Source organism: Nitratiruptor tergarcus DSM 16512, assembly GCF_027946175.1.
GTDB lineage: Bacteria > Campylobacterota > Campylobacteria > Campylobacterales > Nitratiruptoraceae > Nitratiruptor > Nitratiruptor tergarcus.
In genome coordinates this window covers 826,945-841,069 of sequence record NZ_AP026671.1, presented here as the reverse complement: position 1 = coordinate 841,069, position 14,125 = coordinate 826,945, and the positions used below count along the sequence as shown (strand labels likewise).

15 protein-coding genes are annotated in these 14,125 nt (G+C 35.8%); 9 read left to right on the top strand and 6 right to left on the bottom strand.

All coding sequences use genetic code 11. The features are described from left to right. Positions 1–49: 49 nt before the first annotated feature. Genes rpiB through folD form a run of 4 tightly spaced genes read right to left on the bottom strand, consistent with a single transcriptional unit; the run spans position 50 to position 2,795 of the window. Entirely contained in the window at positions 50–490 is a 441-nt protein-coding gene (gene rpiB / locus NITER_RS04490; protein WP_084275676.1) for a ribose 5-phosphate isomerase B, read from the bottom strand. A gap of 1 nt (position 491) precedes the next feature. Next, positions 492–1,187 (bottom strand): site-2 protease family protein, encoded by a 696-nt coding sequence (locus tag NITER_RS04485; RefSeq protein ID WP_084275677.1) that lies wholly within the window; start codon positions 1,185–1,187, stop codon positions 492–494. Next, entirely contained in the window at positions 1,174–1,950 is a 777-nt protein-coding gene (lepB, locus tag NITER_RS04480; protein WP_084275678.1) for a signal peptidase I, read from the bottom strand. The genes NITER_RS04485 and lepB overlap by 14 nt, the downstream gene beginning before the upstream one ends. Continuing rightward, positions 1,947–2,795 (bottom strand): bifunctional methylenetetrahydrofolate dehydrogenase/methenyltetrahydrofolate cyclohydrolase FolD, encoded by an 849-nt coding sequence (folD, locus tag NITER_RS04475; RefSeq protein WP_084275679.1) that lies wholly within the window; start codon positions 2,793–2,795, stop codon positions 1,947–1,949. The genes lepB and folD overlap by 4 nt, the downstream gene beginning before the upstream one ends. A gap of 78 nt (positions 2,796–2,873) precedes the next feature. Between folD and NITER_RS04470 the strand changes: the two genes are divergently transcribed. Genes NITER_RS04470 through NITER_RS04445 form a run of 6 tightly spaced genes read left to right on the top strand, consistent with a single transcriptional unit; the run spans position 2,874 to position 9,269 of the window. After that, complete coding sequence (locus NITER_RS04470; RefSeq protein ID WP_084275680.1) at positions 2,874–3,206, top strand: c-type cytochrome; 333 nt, start codon at positions 2,874–2,876, stop codon at positions 3,204–3,206. Then, a complete protein-coding gene (locus NITER_RS04465; protein ID WP_084275681.1) occupies positions 3,203–4,129 on the top strand; it encodes an HpcH/HpaI aldolase/citrate lyase family protein in 927 nt (308 codons plus the stop codon). Before NITER_RS04470 ends, NITER_RS04465 begins: the two co-directional genes overlap by 4 nt. 12 nt (positions 4,130–4,141) lie before the next feature. Continuing rightward, positions 4,142–4,738 carry a GNAT family N-acyltransferase gene (locus NITER_RS04460; RefSeq protein ID WP_084275682.1) on the top strand — a complete coding sequence of 199 codons (597 nt, stop codon included), beginning with the start codon at positions 4,142–4,144 and terminating at the stop codon, positions 4,736–4,738. Beyond that, positions 4,735–6,771: a TonB-dependent receptor plug domain-containing protein gene (locus NITER_RS04455; RefSeq protein WP_084275683.1), complete on the top strand. Its 2,037-nt coding sequence runs from the start codon at positions 4,735–4,737 to the stop codon at positions 6,769–6,771. The genes NITER_RS04460 and NITER_RS04455 overlap by 4 nt, the downstream gene beginning before the upstream one ends. Beyond that, positions 6,771–7,316, top strand: a complete 546-nt coding sequence (locus tag NITER_RS04450) for a hypothetical protein (protein WP_084275684.1) — start codon at positions 6,771–6,773, stop codon at positions 7,314–7,316. The genes NITER_RS04455 and NITER_RS04450 overlap by 1 nt, the downstream gene beginning before the upstream one ends. Continuing rightward, positions 7,317–9,269 (top strand): bifunctional diguanylate cyclase/phosphodiesterase, encoded by a 1,953-nt coding sequence (locus tag NITER_RS04445; RefSeq protein ID WP_084275685.1) that lies wholly within the window; start codon positions 7,317–7,319, stop codon positions 9,267–9,269. On the opposite strand, the gene NITER_RS04440 is transcribed toward NITER_RS04445, so the two are convergent. Continuing rightward, positions 9,266–10,054 carry an energy transducer TonB gene (locus tag NITER_RS04440; RefSeq protein WP_084275686.1) on the bottom strand — a complete coding sequence of 263 codons (789 nt, stop codon included), beginning with the start codon at positions 10,052–10,054 and terminating at the stop codon, positions 9,266–9,268. The genes NITER_RS04445 and NITER_RS04440 overlap by 4 nt on opposite strands. A gap of 52 nt (positions 10,055–10,106) precedes the next feature. Between NITER_RS04440 and hemL the strand changes: the two genes are divergently transcribed. Genes hemL through NITER_RS04425 form a run of 3 tightly spaced genes read left to right on the top strand, consistent with a single transcriptional unit; the run spans position 10,107 to position 12,177 of the window. After that, on the top strand, positions 10,107–11,390 hold the full coding sequence (gene hemL, locus NITER_RS04435; protein ID WP_084275687.1) for a glutamate-1-semialdehyde 2,1-aminomutase: 1,284 nt from the start codon (positions 10,107–10,109) through the stop codon (positions 11,388–11,390). Beyond that, positions 11,387–11,683, top strand: a complete 297-nt coding sequence (locus NITER_RS04430) for an AtpZ/AtpI family protein (RefSeq protein ID WP_084275688.1) — start codon at positions 11,387–11,389, stop codon at positions 11,681–11,683. The genes hemL and NITER_RS04430 overlap by 4 nt, the downstream gene beginning before the upstream one ends. Beyond that, positions 11,680–12,177 carry a hypothetical protein gene (locus NITER_RS04425; protein WP_084275689.1) on the top strand — a complete coding sequence of 166 codons (498 nt, stop codon included), beginning with the start codon at positions 11,680–11,682 and terminating at the stop codon, positions 12,175–12,177. The genes NITER_RS04430 and NITER_RS04425 overlap by 4 nt, the downstream gene beginning before the upstream one ends. Here NITER_RS04425 and rpoD read toward each other — a convergent pair. Then, positions 12,174–14,000 (bottom strand): RNA polymerase sigma factor RpoD, encoded by a 1,827-nt coding sequence (rpoD, locus tag NITER_RS04420; RefSeq protein WP_084275690.1) that lies wholly within the window; start codon positions 13,998–14,000, stop codon positions 12,174–12,176. The genes NITER_RS04425 and rpoD overlap by 4 nt on opposite strands. Between the last annotated feature and the right edge of the window lie 125 nt (positions 14,001–14,125).

The following is a 14,125-nucleotide window of genomic DNA, read 5'->3' as shown; positions in this document are numbered from 1 at the left end:
ATAACCATTAAAAGTGTAAAAAAGATATATCCTACTGTCTCTATACCCATTACTCTTCCAATGCCATGATTTTTTTTACTCTGTTTTCGTGGCGTCCGCCTTCAAACTCTGTAGTACACCACGCTTCTATAATTGATTCCACAACACCAGGACCAACAACTCGCTCTCCAAAGCATAGCACATTGGCATCATTATGTGCTCTTGCCATTTGAGCTGTATAGTAGTCATGTACCTCTGCTGCACGGATTCCTTTGATCTTATTTGCAGCTATACTCATGCCTATACCAGTTCCACAAATGAGTACTCCTTGACTACCAGGATCGGCTGCTACTGCGCGTGCTACTTTTGCTGCATAGTCTGGATAATCTACACGATCGCTGCTATATGTTCCAAGATCTTCAACGCTGTAACCTCTTTTTTCAAAAAGTTCTTTTACAAGTCCTTTGATAGCAAATCCTGCATGATCGCTTCCTATATAGATTTTTTTCATATTAGATCCTTTCGAGTTGGTTGATGAGATTGATAAAATCGATACCAGTAAGCATGGAAAGCAACACCAAAAGAAAATAGACAGGTAAAAAGAAGAATTGACTAGCCGGCGTCATTAATATTAAAATAAGTATTACCATTCCATAGGGAAAGATATACTCATAAGCTTTGACAATAAAATCGAGGCGTAACCATCTTGCAAGATACATAAGTGCATTTGCTCCATCTAAAGGTGGAATTGGCCAGAGATTGAAAACTCCAAGAACTACATTGATAAGGACACTTTGTGCTAAAAAAAGAAATACAAAAAGAGAAACAATTCCTTCTGGTTTACCTATAAAACTCAACAAAAGTGCACTCAAGATTGCCAAGGTAAAATTATATGCGATACCTGCAAGGGAGACTACAATGGCTCCAAACTCTTTACCGTTACGAAGTACTATACTCATATTGACTGGAACGGGCTTTGCCCAACCAAAAAGAAATCCAGCATTGGTAATAAAGAGAATAGCCGGAACGAGAATTGTTCCAACAGGATCAATATGTTTAAGAGGGTTGATACTCAGGCGTCCTGCTAGTTTTGCAGTGGGATCTCCATAGCGATAAGCAGCGAGTCCATGCATGATCTCATGTCCCACAATTGCTATGACAAGAGCAGATACTAGAGCAAAAATATTAAGTATTTTAATTGTTTCCACTATGAGCCTTCTTCATCTCCTCTTCTATTTGACTGACAGTTTTGCCTACACGATCCCATCTTGGTACATAGTTCTTATCCCAGCTCCAGTAGATAAACCACGGTTTTCCTACTATAAGTTTGTATGGTACGGTGCCCCAAAATCGGCTATCATTGCTATGATCGCGATTATCACCCATCATAAAGTAGTGCTCCTTAGGCACTTCAATAGGTGGGAAATTGAATATCTCTTGAGGATATCTTCCATCATTGACGATATTTGGGTCGTGATGGATACCAGGATGATCTTTCATATAAGGATTTCGTACCCATAGTAATCCCTCTATCTCTATAATACTCTCTTTGGGATAGTGTTTTTTAATATATTCATTGCCTTCATGGGGATGAATATAGAGATCTTTGTTATGCACAAAGAGGTAATCTCCCCCCACAGCTACGCATCGTTTGACATAGTGGATTTTGGGATTAACAGGATAGCGAAAAATAACGATATCTCCTCTTTTGGGGCCTTCTCCACGGATAAGGTGGCCATCTCCATCGCTATCTGGAAGTACAGGGATTTCAAGCCATGGGATATGGGGTGTCGGGATTCCATAGGCGAATTTTTTTACAAAGAGGTGATCTCCTATAAGGAGAGTATTTTTCATACTCCCACTAGGAATTACAAAGGCTTGTGCTATGAAAAAAATTACAAGAAGTACTATGACAATAGTACCAGTCCATGTATTTGACCAGTGATAGAATTTGATGAGTCTCTCTTTCAAGATTGGATCCTTTTTTTAGCAGCCTTGAGTGTATTTTGTAAAAGCATGGCTATCGTCATAGGACCAACACCGCCTGGAACTGGCGTAATGTAGGATGCTTTTTTGCTTACTTCCTCAAAATCAACATCTCCAACGATTTTTCCATCAACTTTATTAATACCAATATCTATAACAATAGCTCCATCTTTTACCATATCAGCAGTAATGAGTCCAGCTTTTCCTACACCAACGACAACCATATCTGCTCTTTTTGTGTGAGATTGTAGATCCTTTGTGTAAATATGGCAAATGTCTACCGTTGCAAAAGCGTTGAGCAGAAGTGCAGCCATAGGTTTGCCTACAATATTACTCGCACCTACTACGCACACATCAAGCCCTTTGGGATTGATGTTATATTCACGAAGTAGTTCCATTACTCCTAATGGAGTGCAGGGGGCAAATGTATCAAGTCCTTGTATAAGGCGACCAAAATTGTACGGATGAAATCCATCAACATCTTTTGCAGGTTCAATAAGTTCAAGTATCCTTGTAGCATCGATATGGGAAGGAAGGGGGAGTTGTACTAAAATACCATCAATATTAGGATTTTGGTTCATAAGCTTAATAGTCTCTTCTATCTTTTCTTGTGTGATGGACTCTGGCATTTCATGCACAATTGAGTAAAATCCCACCTCTTTACATGCTTTTGCTTTCATTTTTACATAGGTGTGGCTAGCAGGATCGTCTCCTACAAGGATAACAGCTAGGCCTGGTGTGATTGCATACTTCTCTTTAAGCTCTGCAACTTCAGATTTTATCTGCTCTTTAATTTTTTGCGAGAGTTTCTTGCCGTCAAGTATCTGCATAGCGCCTCTTTTAGGGATTTTCTAAAAAATATTGGATATGATATCAAAAAGATTTTTTGATTTGGTTTAAGGGAGAATATGCGTCAAATTTTTTTCTTTTCTCTATGTTTAACAGTGATGTTAGCTAATGACTTTATTACAAAAGAGGAGTACGCTAAAATGCTCTATCATAATCCTCGAGGAATAGGCTGTGATAGATGTCATGGTGAGGATGGAAGAGGGCTGGAGCTTGGCCGATATAAAGATGGTAATCGTACTGTTATCATAAAAGCCCCTGATATAACTAAACTCACTTTTACAAAATTTCGTCAAGCTCTTATAACTAAGGATCACAGATTGATGCCTCAATATTTTCTTACAAATAAAGAGATAAAAACACTCTATTACTATCTTACAAAGAAGAGAAAATGATATTTGATCCAGCATTCGTAGCTAAAATACAAACAGCAATTGAGAGCAAAGATGAGGATTTTTTTCTTCAAAGATTGCAACCGCGCAGGCAGCCTATCAAAGATATCTCTTTTGCTTCAGCACTTATGGTATCAGCCCACAGAGCTAAACATCTCAATAAGCTTGATGAGTTGCGGTGCGATGTAGCCATTCTCAATCTTGAAGATGGAGTGGCTAAAGAGTATAAAAAAATGGCTCTTTTGGCTACCGCTCTTTTTTTACAGCAATCAAGAAAAAATCTTCCAATGCTTGTAGTGCGAGTAAATGCACTTGATGAAGGAGGCATGGAAGAGATTGCCTTTTTAAACGATTTTTATCCTGATGCAATTCGTATTCCAAAAATACGATCAAAAAAGGATGTGCAAAAAAGCTGCGAAATTGTTGTAGACCCTATAAAACTCCATTTTTCTATTGAGACAAAAGAGGCTTTTAGCAATTTGCAAGATCTTGCTATCTCTCCTCGTATTAAAGCTTATTATTTGGGAATACTTGATCTTTTTGCAGATTTAAAAATTGGACAAGATTTACTAAAAATTTCCAACCCTACTGTCAATTATATACTTGCAAAATTCCTTGTTGATTGTGCAAGTGTAGGTATTAAGCCAGTCTCTTTTGTCTATCAAGATTATAAAAATCTTGAAGAGTTTGAAGAGTGGTGCAGGTATGAAAAAGAGATGGGTTTTGAAGCAAAGGGGTGTATATCGCCACAGCAAGTAGCAATAGTTAATAGAATTTTGAAAAGTTTTGATAAGCAAAAGGCTCTTTATATTAAACAACGTTTTGAAGAGATGGCAAAGCAAGGAATTACAGGCTTTGTGGATGAAAAATATGGTTTTATAGATGAGCCTATCTACAAAGATGCACTCAATACTTTAAACAAATAGGATTAAGGCTTAATGTTTTATTTTTTCGAAGTAGATGATGAAAATATTATGGAGAAAATTTATCGATTTCGCTATGAAATATTATGTGAGGAGTTAGAGTTCTTTCCTAAAAATAGCAAAAGATTAGAATTTGATAAATATGATCCTTACGCAAAACATTTTGTGGCAATGAATGATAATTGCGAAATAGTAGCAACAGCAAGACTTATACACCACTCCCCTATAGGCTATCCTACACAAGAACATTTAGAAATCAATCCGGATGTGAAAAATCTACTCATGACATATAAACGTGAAAAATTGGGGGAGGTATCTCGCATACTTTTGCATAAAAATTATCGCAATATGCACGATACTAAATATATACTAGAACATTTTGTAAAGGAGAAGATCTATTTTATGGCTAAAGAGATGGGAATGGAATACGCTTTTACAGCTATGGAAAAGAGCTTTATAAGGCTTATGAAAATGGTCAAAGTACATTTGCAAATTATTGGACCAAAACAGAATGGTTATGGATCTCCACGCTATCCATGCTTGATCTCTACAAGCCTCATTGAAAGGGAGAATCCTATGTTACTACAACGATATAAAAAGAGGCATAAATGAGAGTAACTGCAATCCTCTTTATAACAATACTATCTCTTTATGCCACAAATATCAATATACTTGTCCAAGAGCTTTCACAAATAGACAAAGTTGTAGAGGTTACTAAAACCAATAGATTCTATCAACCGCATATTGTCTCAGTCTATTTGGGAAAAGAGCTGGAAAAAGCCGGAGTTTCAAATCTTGAAGAGGCGCTGAGTCTTGTACCAGGTGTAGATATTTATGGTGATAATTTAGGTATAAAGACACCAATTTTCCGCGGTTCAAATCCTTTAGCTTACGGACAAAGTAAGCTTTTTATTGATGGGGTGTTGGTTAATGACGGAATGATAGATCAATATTCGCACTATTTAGCGATGCCAATAGAACTTATTAAAAGAATTGAGGTAATACGAGGGCCTGGTAGTAAAAGCGAGGGAGTAAATATTTATGCAGGATCTATATACGTTACTACCTACGCAGAAAATTTTGGTGTTAATGAATCTGCACGAGTTTTTGGGAAATATGGTAGTTACAACTATAAAAGTTTTGGTTTTTATAAAAATCTCTCTTTTGATGATCTGCATATCTATACAGAATTTTATTTACAAAAAGATGACAAACAAATAAGTAGTGGTCCAGATATTTTTGCCACCGGTGCAATGGGAGAAGTAAATAAAAGACTCACTACTACTGCACCAGCGCAACTATGGCTTAATAATTACTCTTTTGCCTTGCATTTTGATTATAAAGATCTCTATTTCAAATATAGGAATAACTATTACAAGAGTGGTAATGCTTTTGGTATAAGCTTTATTCATCCACATAAAAATGATTATCTCCGACTTCCTAGTACAATTTATGAAGCTGGTATGAAAAAACAATTATCTGATGATTTACAATTCTTTTTCAAAGCAGGAGTCAAAAAAGACTCCTTTACAAGCTCATCGCATGTTGCTCCGCCGGGACTTGTCTATCCTGATCCTTTCCATCCTGGAAAATATGTTATCTATGCTGCAGGAGTAAAGGGCTACTACAAAAACAAAAATGAGAGTGATTATATAGATCTAAAAATCCGCTACAAAGGATTTGAAAAACATAGCATCACTACTGGTTATCGCAATACCTTAGAAAGAACACTAGAAGTAAAGACAATTACAACAGATAGAACAGGTATAAGTGATGCGATGGTGGATTACTCTACGATCTTCCCTTTTGCGGAGCCTAATGCAAAAAGACGATCGCATATTTTCTATATAGATGATACTTTTGCTGTAAGTGATGCTCTTACACTCTATTTTGGCATGAATTATGAAAGAATTCTTCATAAATATCATAAACTTAACCCGCGATTTAGTGCAGTGTGGGCATTGGACAATGAGGATGTTTTTAAGTTGAAATATAGCAGATCCCATCGTAACCCATCATGGCAGGAGATGTTTACTATTAATAATACTACACGTGTTGGAAATCCTGATCTTCGCCCTGAAGAGGTAAGCGCATATGAAGCAAGTTATATCAAAAAATATTCATTAGATGAATATATGCAATTAACTCTCTTTTATCTCAAAAACAGTAAGGTCATTAACAATATTAATGAAGAGAGAGAGTTTCGCAATATTTCTATGAATAGACTCTATGGTTTGGAGTTTGAGTGGAAAAAGATGTTAAGTAATACATTGAAATTTTATGGTAATTACTCCTATGTCTACGGAGAATGTGGGTGTCACAAAGAGTTACCAAATATTGCAAATCATCTTTTTAAATTCTATTTTCTCAAACAATTCACCCCAAATTTTTCTACAACAATGCTTTTTCGCTATATAGGAAAGAAAAAGCGTTTCGATTTTGATTCGAGAGATTCTTTGAAAAGTTTTTCATTTTTAGATCTCTCGTTCCAATATGAAACTACAAAAGATACTTCAATTATGTTGGCATTGAAAAATATCTTTAATACCAAAGGGAGATATCCAGCCCCACCAAATACATATTTAGATGATTATCCTTATACGAAGGGGCGAACGATGATGTTTACAATCAAAAAGGGTTTTTGATGCGATCATTGTTGCTTATATTTATTCTTATTTCACAAATATTTGCTTATCAATACAACGCCTTGCTGCTCAAAACTCAAGCAGCTCTCTATCCAAAAATAATAGTGTTAGATAAAAATATTGAAAAAAACATACAAGATCACAAAATAGATTTTGCTGTTATCTATGAAGATGTGGATAAATTAGTAGCACAAAAATTACAGGAGAGTATCTATAAAAAATTTTCAACAGGAATTGAAAATTTTTCATTAGAAGTGAAAATCCTCAATATATCTGATTGTCTTTCCGATAATAGTTGTGTAGAAAAAACTGATGCAATTTATGTTCTCAAAATTGCACCACAGAGATTGAAAAGAGTTGCACAAATGATAAGAGGTAAAAACATCTACTCTTTTACGTATGACAAAAAAGATCTGCAAGAAGGTTTTTTAATAAATGTTTCTATAGAAAAAAGAGTACAAATATATATAAATAAAAAGGTACTTTTGGAAAACAGTTTCCAATTTGCAAATACATTCTATAATATAGCAAGGATTATAGAATAGATGCTGCTTAATATTAGCAAATCACTTAGTCGAAGAATTCTTACATATTTTTTTATTGTATCTATTTCTTTAATACTACTCATTTTCTATACATTTGAAGCAGTAGGGAAAGAGGCGTTTAAAAGTTTGGAAAAATCAAAAGCGGAAGTGGTTATTGATACTATTATCCCTACAGTCTCTATGGATCTCTATCTTGGTATGGATGATCAAGCAAAACAGCTTATAGAAAATATTCTCAAAGCAAACAAAAATATTTTAGGTATCACGTTAATACATAATAAAAAAGTGGTAGCTACATATATGAAACAGAATATTCGCAACAAAGACTATTTTGTATTTACGAAAACGATTACTAAACCAAATTCAAAAGAGAAAATTGGCAATATATATGTAGTATATTCCTATGAGCATTATGAGGAAATCATTGATAAATACAAAAAAATTCTTCTTATGTTTTTAGGAGGGATTGCACTTTTATTGTTTCTTTTTAGTGTTTATCTTGAGCAGCTCCTCTCTCCTTTTAAGGCTATTGTCGCTGCTCTTGCAGATTATAGTCCAAAAAAAGATCTCCATTTCCCAGATTTCATCCATAGAGAAGATGAAATAGGTTCAATAGCAAGAGTATTAGAGTCGATGCAAAATCGCATCAAGAAGTATGCCCTCAAACAGGAAAATATGAATAAAATTCTTGAAGAGAAGGTGCAAGAAAAGACAAAGGAACTCCGGAATCGACTCTATATCGACTCATTAACTGGTCTTGCAAATAGATTAAAACTCCAAGAGGATTTGAGCCAACTTCCTCATGCAAGTATAGTGATTATTAATATCGATAGTTTTAAAGAGATTAACGATCTCTTTGGACATAAAATCGGTGATAAGATCCTCAAAGATTTTGCGGTAAAGTTAAAAAATCTTATTAATACAAATAATCCAAGGCTCTACCGGCTGGGAGGTGATGAGTTTGCACTTCTCTTTCATAATAAAATGAGTAGAGATGATATTAAACTCTTCCTTGATAGTCTTACTAAGAATATAGAGAAAATGGTTTTTGTTCATGGAGATAAGGAACTCTCTTTGCATGTAAGTATGGGTGCAGCAGCGGGAGAAAAGGGAATATTGGAAAAAGCTGATATAGCTTTGAAAAAAGCAAAAAAAGCGCGAAGAGTCTATGCAATTTATGAGTATGATGATGCAAAAGTTGAAAAAGAGTATGAGAAAAATATTGAGTGGATTAAAAAACTCAAACGATCCATTGAACTTGATAGAGTAGTACCCTTTTTTCAACCTATAGTCAATACACAAACACGTAAACCAAAGGGGTATGAGTGTCTCATACGTATCATTGATGATAATGGAAGCGTTGTCTCTCCTGGTGTTTTTTTAGAGATTGCCAAAAAGAGTAGATATTACAACAGATTAACAGGTATTATGATAGAGAAGAGTTGTCAATATTTTAGTCAAAGTACCTGTAGTTTTTCAATCAATCTCTCTATTCTTGATATTTTAGATCCAAATATCGTAGCTCATCTCAAAGAGAGTATTCAAAAATATGAGGTAGAAAACAAAATTATATTAGAGATTGTAGAATCTGAGGGAATTGAAAACTATGAACTTGTCTATAATTTCTTTACTGAAATGAAAGAGATAGGATGTCAAATAGCAATTGATGATTTTGGTACTGGGTATTCAAATTTTGAGCATATACTTAAACTTCCTATAGATTACATTAAAATTGATGGTTCACTCATAGAAAATATTTGTGAAAATGAAGATTCTGAACTTATTGTTTCAACAATTGTAGATTTTGCTCATAAAAAGGGTATAAAGACTGTATCTGAGTATGTAAGTAATAAAGAGATTTTTGAAAAAATCCGATCTTTAGGTGTAGATTATGCTCAAGGTTTCTACTTTGATAAGCCAAAGCAGTATGTAGAAAAGGATTGTGATATTTAGTAGATTATACTATAGCGCACATAGATTTTTATCTTTGTTGTTTGGGTTGGGAGAGGATAGTCTTTATAAGCTGTTTTGATTGTTTCTAGAGAGTTTTTATCCAGTGCTTCGTAACCACTTGATTTTATGATATGTAAATTGGTAATGTCTCCATTGGGATGGAGATAGAATTCTACAATATTGACCCCTTCTTGCTTCGTTTTTATTGCTATATAGGGATAGCCTCTGAGATAGAGGTATTTTTGCGTGATAGAACCAATTTTTGTTAGGTTGTTTTGAATAAACTTTTTTTGCTCTTTCGTAAAACTCTCAAACTCATCTTTATAGAGCTTTCGTAGTTCAGGAGGAAGATTGTTTGAGCTTTTTTTGGGGATCCTTTTTTTTGCAAATAGCTGTGTGAGAGAGGGTATGGCTTGCGTTGTTTGATTGTGTTCTTTTGTTTTTGTTTTTTTATGGGCAGAAGAGGTTTTAACAATTTTTTTTACCGCTTGTCTCTTTTTTAAAAGTTTTATACTTTTTTTTCTCTTTTTACTTCTATGCAGCTTTTTTATCTGTTTTTGCTGCTCTTTTTTTGCTCTCTTTTTTTCTACTTTTGGACTTTTGGGTTTTGGTTGTATGTGCGATTTTTGTAGAGGTTTTTGTTTGATAAGGCGCAGGTCACTTATATTAAATCGATGTTTTGACTCTGTCGATATCGGTGGTTTTTGCAGATCAATACGCACTATCAAAAAGAGCAGTACATAGAGAAATAGTGTGATGAAAAACGAGAGAACAAGCCGATTCATAAAGGGATTATAATCAAATTTGCGATAAAATCAAAACAAAAAAAGGATGAAAATGCTCGAAAAGAGTATGCAAGCTTACAAAGAGGCGCTACAGGTGATTCCTGGTGGAGTGGATTCGCCAGTGAGAGCATTTAAGAGTGTTGGTGGAGTGCCTCCCTTTATAGACAGAGGCGAGGGGGCTTTTATCTACGATATCGATGGCAATAGCTATATCGATTATGTTCAAAGCTGGGGGCCTCTTATTTTTGGTCATGCTGACAAAGAGACACTTGATGCAGTCTGTAATCAAGCACAAAAGGGGCTGAGCTTTGGTGCACCAACTCTCATTGAGACTGAATTAGCAAAAGAGATAGTAGAGCTCTTTGATAATATCGATAAAATCCGTTTTGTGAGCAGTGGGACTGAAGCTGTGATGAGTGCTATACGCCTTGCAAGGGGCTATACAGGGCGTGATGATATAGTGAAATTTGAAGGTTGCTACCATGGCCATAGCGATAGCCTGCTTGTAAGCGCTGGAAGTGGCGCAGCTACTTTTGGAAATCCTAGCAGTCCTGGAGTACCTGCTGACTTTACTAAGCACACTTTGCTTGCTCGCTATAACGATTTAGAAAGTGTAAAAAAGTGTTTTGAAGCTAGTGACAATATTGCATGTGTGATTATCGAGCCAATAGCAGGCAATATGGGATTGGTGCCAGCTGAAGAGGATTTTTTAGTAGGACTTCGCAAACTCTGTGATGAGTATGGAGCTCTTCTTATTTTTGATGAAGTTATGAGCGGATTTCGAGCAAGTCTCAAAGGGGCACAAGCATTTACTTCTGTTGTGCCAGATATGGTAACTTTTGGTAAAGTTATTGGTGGTGGAATGCCAGTAGGAGCCTTTGGTGCGAGAGCTGAAATAATGGCGCATCTTAGCCCAGAAGGCCCAGTCTATCAAGCAGGAACTCTTAGTGGCAATCCAGTTGCTATGGCTGCTGGTTTATCTGTGATACGTCGTCTCAAGGCTAATCCAGAGCTTTATAATGTACTTGAAGCAAGAGCTAAAGGGCTTGTAGGAGGTTTCCAAAAGATCGCACAAGCTCATGGTGTGCCACTGCAAGTAGATGTGCGTGGAAGTATGTTTGGATTTTTCTTTAATGAAAATCCTGTTAAAAACTTTGATGATGCGAAAAGAAGTGATTTAGAATTCTTTGCAAAATTTCATCAAGAGATGATTAAACGTGGAGTCTATTTTGCGTGCAGCCAGTTTGAAGCTGGTTTTATTTGTGAGCCTCTTGATGAAAAACTCATAGATATGACGTTAGAAAAAATTGAAGAAGCTTTGAAGAAGATAGTATGAAGCAGCCAAAATATCGTAAGATAATTGAAGGAGCTGAGGCTCTCTCTTTAGGAATTAGTATCGTGGTAGCGATACTCATAGGTGTGGGACTTGGGCTTTGGATGCAGTCACTCTTTCATCAAAGATGGCTGCTGTGGCTAGGAGTTTTTTGGGGAGTGGCAGCTGCTATTCTCAATATCTATAAAGCCTATAAAAAACAAAAAAGTGAGCTTGATGAGCTTGCAAAAGATCCTCGCTATAAAAACTACTACGATAAAGATGAAGATGAGGATCTTAAAGAGTATGAAAAATGAATAACTTCTTCATCATCGCATTTTTCCTTGATACTCTTGTAATAATTTTTTCTTTTTTCTCTTCCAAATATTTTTTGCTCAACTCTCAACTAGCTTTCATTGCTTCACTCCTCATTGTTCTTGGAGCCTATCAGGGATATAAAAATGTAGTGCAAAAAAAATCATCACTGCATAATAGAGATATTATTGATGATATAGAAGATAGATTCGATCTTTACAGCGAAGATGAGGAAGTAGGTGAAAAAAGTGCTAAAGAGATCTTTGAAGAAGAAAAAGCCAAACTAAAAAGCAAGCGTGCAGCACTCGGCAATTTTTTTAAAACTTCAGGTGCATTTTTTTCACCATTGAGACTGGCAGGATATGCTTTTTTGACTATTGTAGTATTGGTATTGATACGAAAAGGTCTGTTTAATATAGGAGGATTTTTAATAGGGCTGGCTATAGTGCCGCTCAGTGCGGCACTCTTTACATTGTTGCAGGGGATGAAGCGTTAATCTTCTATGTAGTTTTTGATTTTTCTACCTACTTTGGGGTGTTTAAGCTTTTTAATAGCACTTGATTCGATTTGGCGCACTCTCTCTCGCGTAACGTTGAGCTCTCTTCCAATCTCTTCAAGAGTCCTGTCGCTTTCATCTGGCATAAGACCAAAGCGCATGCGCACTACCGCTTTTTCGCGCTCATTGAGATGTTCGAGGATCTCATCGATTTTGCTCTTCATATCCTCACGCATAATAACTTCTAAAGGATTTGGAGCACTTTTATCTTCGATAAAATCACCAAATTTGCCATCCTCTTCATTCCCTATAGGTGCTTCAAGGCTCACTGGCTCTTTTGTGATTTTAATAACATTTTTTACTTTATCGACTGGCAGTCCTACCTCTTTTGCAATAGTCTCTACATCAGGCTCTTTTCCAGTCTCTTGAAGATGCTTACGAACGATTTTATTGATACGGTTTATTGTCTCAATCATATGGATTGGGATCCTAATAGTACGCGCTTGATCTGCAATCGCACGACTAATTGCTTGGCGTATCCACCATGTAGCGTATGTAGAAAATTTGTATCCTTTTTTGTATTCAAACTTATCTACTGCTTTCATGAGGCCGATATTGCCCTCTTGAATGAGATCCAAAAATGGCAAGCCCCTATTGGTATAGCGTTTCGCAATGGAGACAACAAGGCGGAGGTTACTCTTTGCCATACGTGTTTTTGCCTCTTCACTTATCTTTTTCCCACGTTTAATCTGCTCTAAAATCTCTGCTAACTTTTCTGGCTCAAGATTGAACCCTTTTTTACTTGCCTCTTTTGCCAAAAAGAGCTTTTTAATATCCATATAGGTACTTACCATTGTAGCCTCAGGGACACGGGCAGCAATCTCCTCTTTGCTCAGATGTGTAATATCTTCAAGGAGTTTTTTATGATTTTCTCGTAGTTGCTCGTTGAAAAGTGGCAAACGATATTCAAGTTTTTTGAGCTCTTTTTCAAATCCTTCATCACTCTTTAAAGCTGTCTCCATCGATTTAACAAGCTCGTTGATAAGCTTGCTTGTAGGTCCAAGATCAAGTAAACGCTCTTTGAGCTGCTTTTTCTTAAATGCTACAACAAGTTCATGATGAAATTTCTCTTCTGGTGTCGCATCTTCTGGAAGCTCTTTATCACGTACTTTAAGCCACTCTTTTTTTGCTTTTTCTAAAGCTTTGAAAAGCTCAATAATCTTTTTTTCACGTTTAGAGTATTTAGCTTTCTTTTTAGCCTCTTTATCGAGATTTTCTTCTTCTTCCTCATCTGCTTCATCTTCGAAACTTTTAAAAAGCTCTTTTACTCTTCTCTCACGATTAATAAGAGGCTCTTTGTAATCAAGTATAAAATCTATTAAATAAGGAACAGAGCATATAGCATCAAGGATGATATTTTCTCCAAGCTCTATTTTTTTAGAAAGCTCTATCTCTTCTTCTTTTGTTAGAAGTGGAATCTGCCCCATCTCGCGCAGGTACATCCTCACTGGGCTATCACTTCTACTCCACTCTAAGAGCTCTTTGTCTTTTGTAAGGTCAAACTCCTCAGCAAGCTCTTCTTCAGTGAGCTTTTTTCTCTCTTCCTCTTTTTTAGCTTTCTCTTCGATATTGAGTTTTTTTGCAGCTTCACCGCTGGTTATTATTTCAACATTATATTTTTTTTGTAGTGCCAAGATCTTTTTTGCTTGTGCAAGTGTCGGTTGTCTCTCAAAAAGTTCTACAAGTTGCTCATATGTAACATATTTATCTTTGTGTTCAGCGAAAAACTCTTCTAATTTTTTATTGAGATCTTTTGCAGCCATTAAAGTAGCTCCTTATGAAGATAAAGGTAGGTTAAAATGCGCCCAATTATACCATAAATTCTGCAAATGTCAAATCATCCGAAATAGCGGAACTTTTTAGCAGTTTTTATGAGGAGTTTTTGTCA

Bases quoted from the DNA above. Each gene is read 5' to 3' on its own strand.
- NITER_RS04455 (WP_084275683.1), top strand. From the start codon at position 4,735: ATGAGAGTAACTGCAATCCTCTTTATAACAATACTATCTCTTTATGCC.
- rpiB (WP_084275676.1), bottom strand. From the start codon at position 490: ATGAAAAAAATCTATATAGGAAGCGATCATGCAGGATTTGCTATCAAA.
- NITER_RS04450 (WP_084275684.1), top strand. From the start codon at position 6,771: ATGCGATCATTGTTGCTTATATTTATTCTTATTTCACAAATATTTGCT.
- NITER_RS04465 (WP_084275681.1), top strand. From the start codon at position 3,203: ATGATATTTGATCCAGCATTCGTAGCTAAAATACAAACAGCAATTGAG.
- NITER_RS04470 (WP_084275680.1), top strand. From the start codon at position 2,874: ATGCGTCAAATTTTTTTCTTTTCTCTATGTTTAACAGTGATGTTAGCT.
- NITER_RS04440 (WP_084275686.1), bottom strand. From the start codon at position 10,054: ATGAATCGGCTTGTTCTCTCGTTTTTCATCACACTATTTCTCTATGTA.
- folD (WP_084275679.1), bottom strand. From the start codon at position 2,795: ATGCAGATACTTGACGGCAAGAAACTCTCGCAAAAAATTAAAGAGCAG.
- NITER_RS04445 (WP_084275685.1), top strand. From the start codon at position 7,317: ATGCTGCTTAATATTAGCAAATCACTTAGTCGAAGAATTCTTACATAT.
- NITER_RS04425 (WP_084275689.1), top strand. From the start codon at position 11,680: ATGAATAACTTCTTCATCATCGCATTTTTCCTTGATACTCTTGTAATA.
- NITER_RS04460 (WP_084275682.1), top strand. From the start codon at position 4,142: ATGTTTTATTTTTTCGAAGTAGATGATGAAAATATTATGGAGAAAATT.
- rpoD (WP_084275690.1), bottom strand. From the start codon at position 14,000: ATGGCTGCAAAAGATCTCAATAAAAAATTAGAAGAGTTTTTCGCTGAA.
- NITER_RS04430 (WP_084275688.1), top strand. From the start codon at position 11,387: ATGAAGCAGCCAAAATATCGTAAGATAATTGAAGGAGCTGAGGCTCTC.
- hemL (WP_084275687.1), top strand. From the start codon at position 10,107: ATGCTCGAAAAGAGTATGCAAGCTTACAAAGAGGCGCTACAGGTGATT.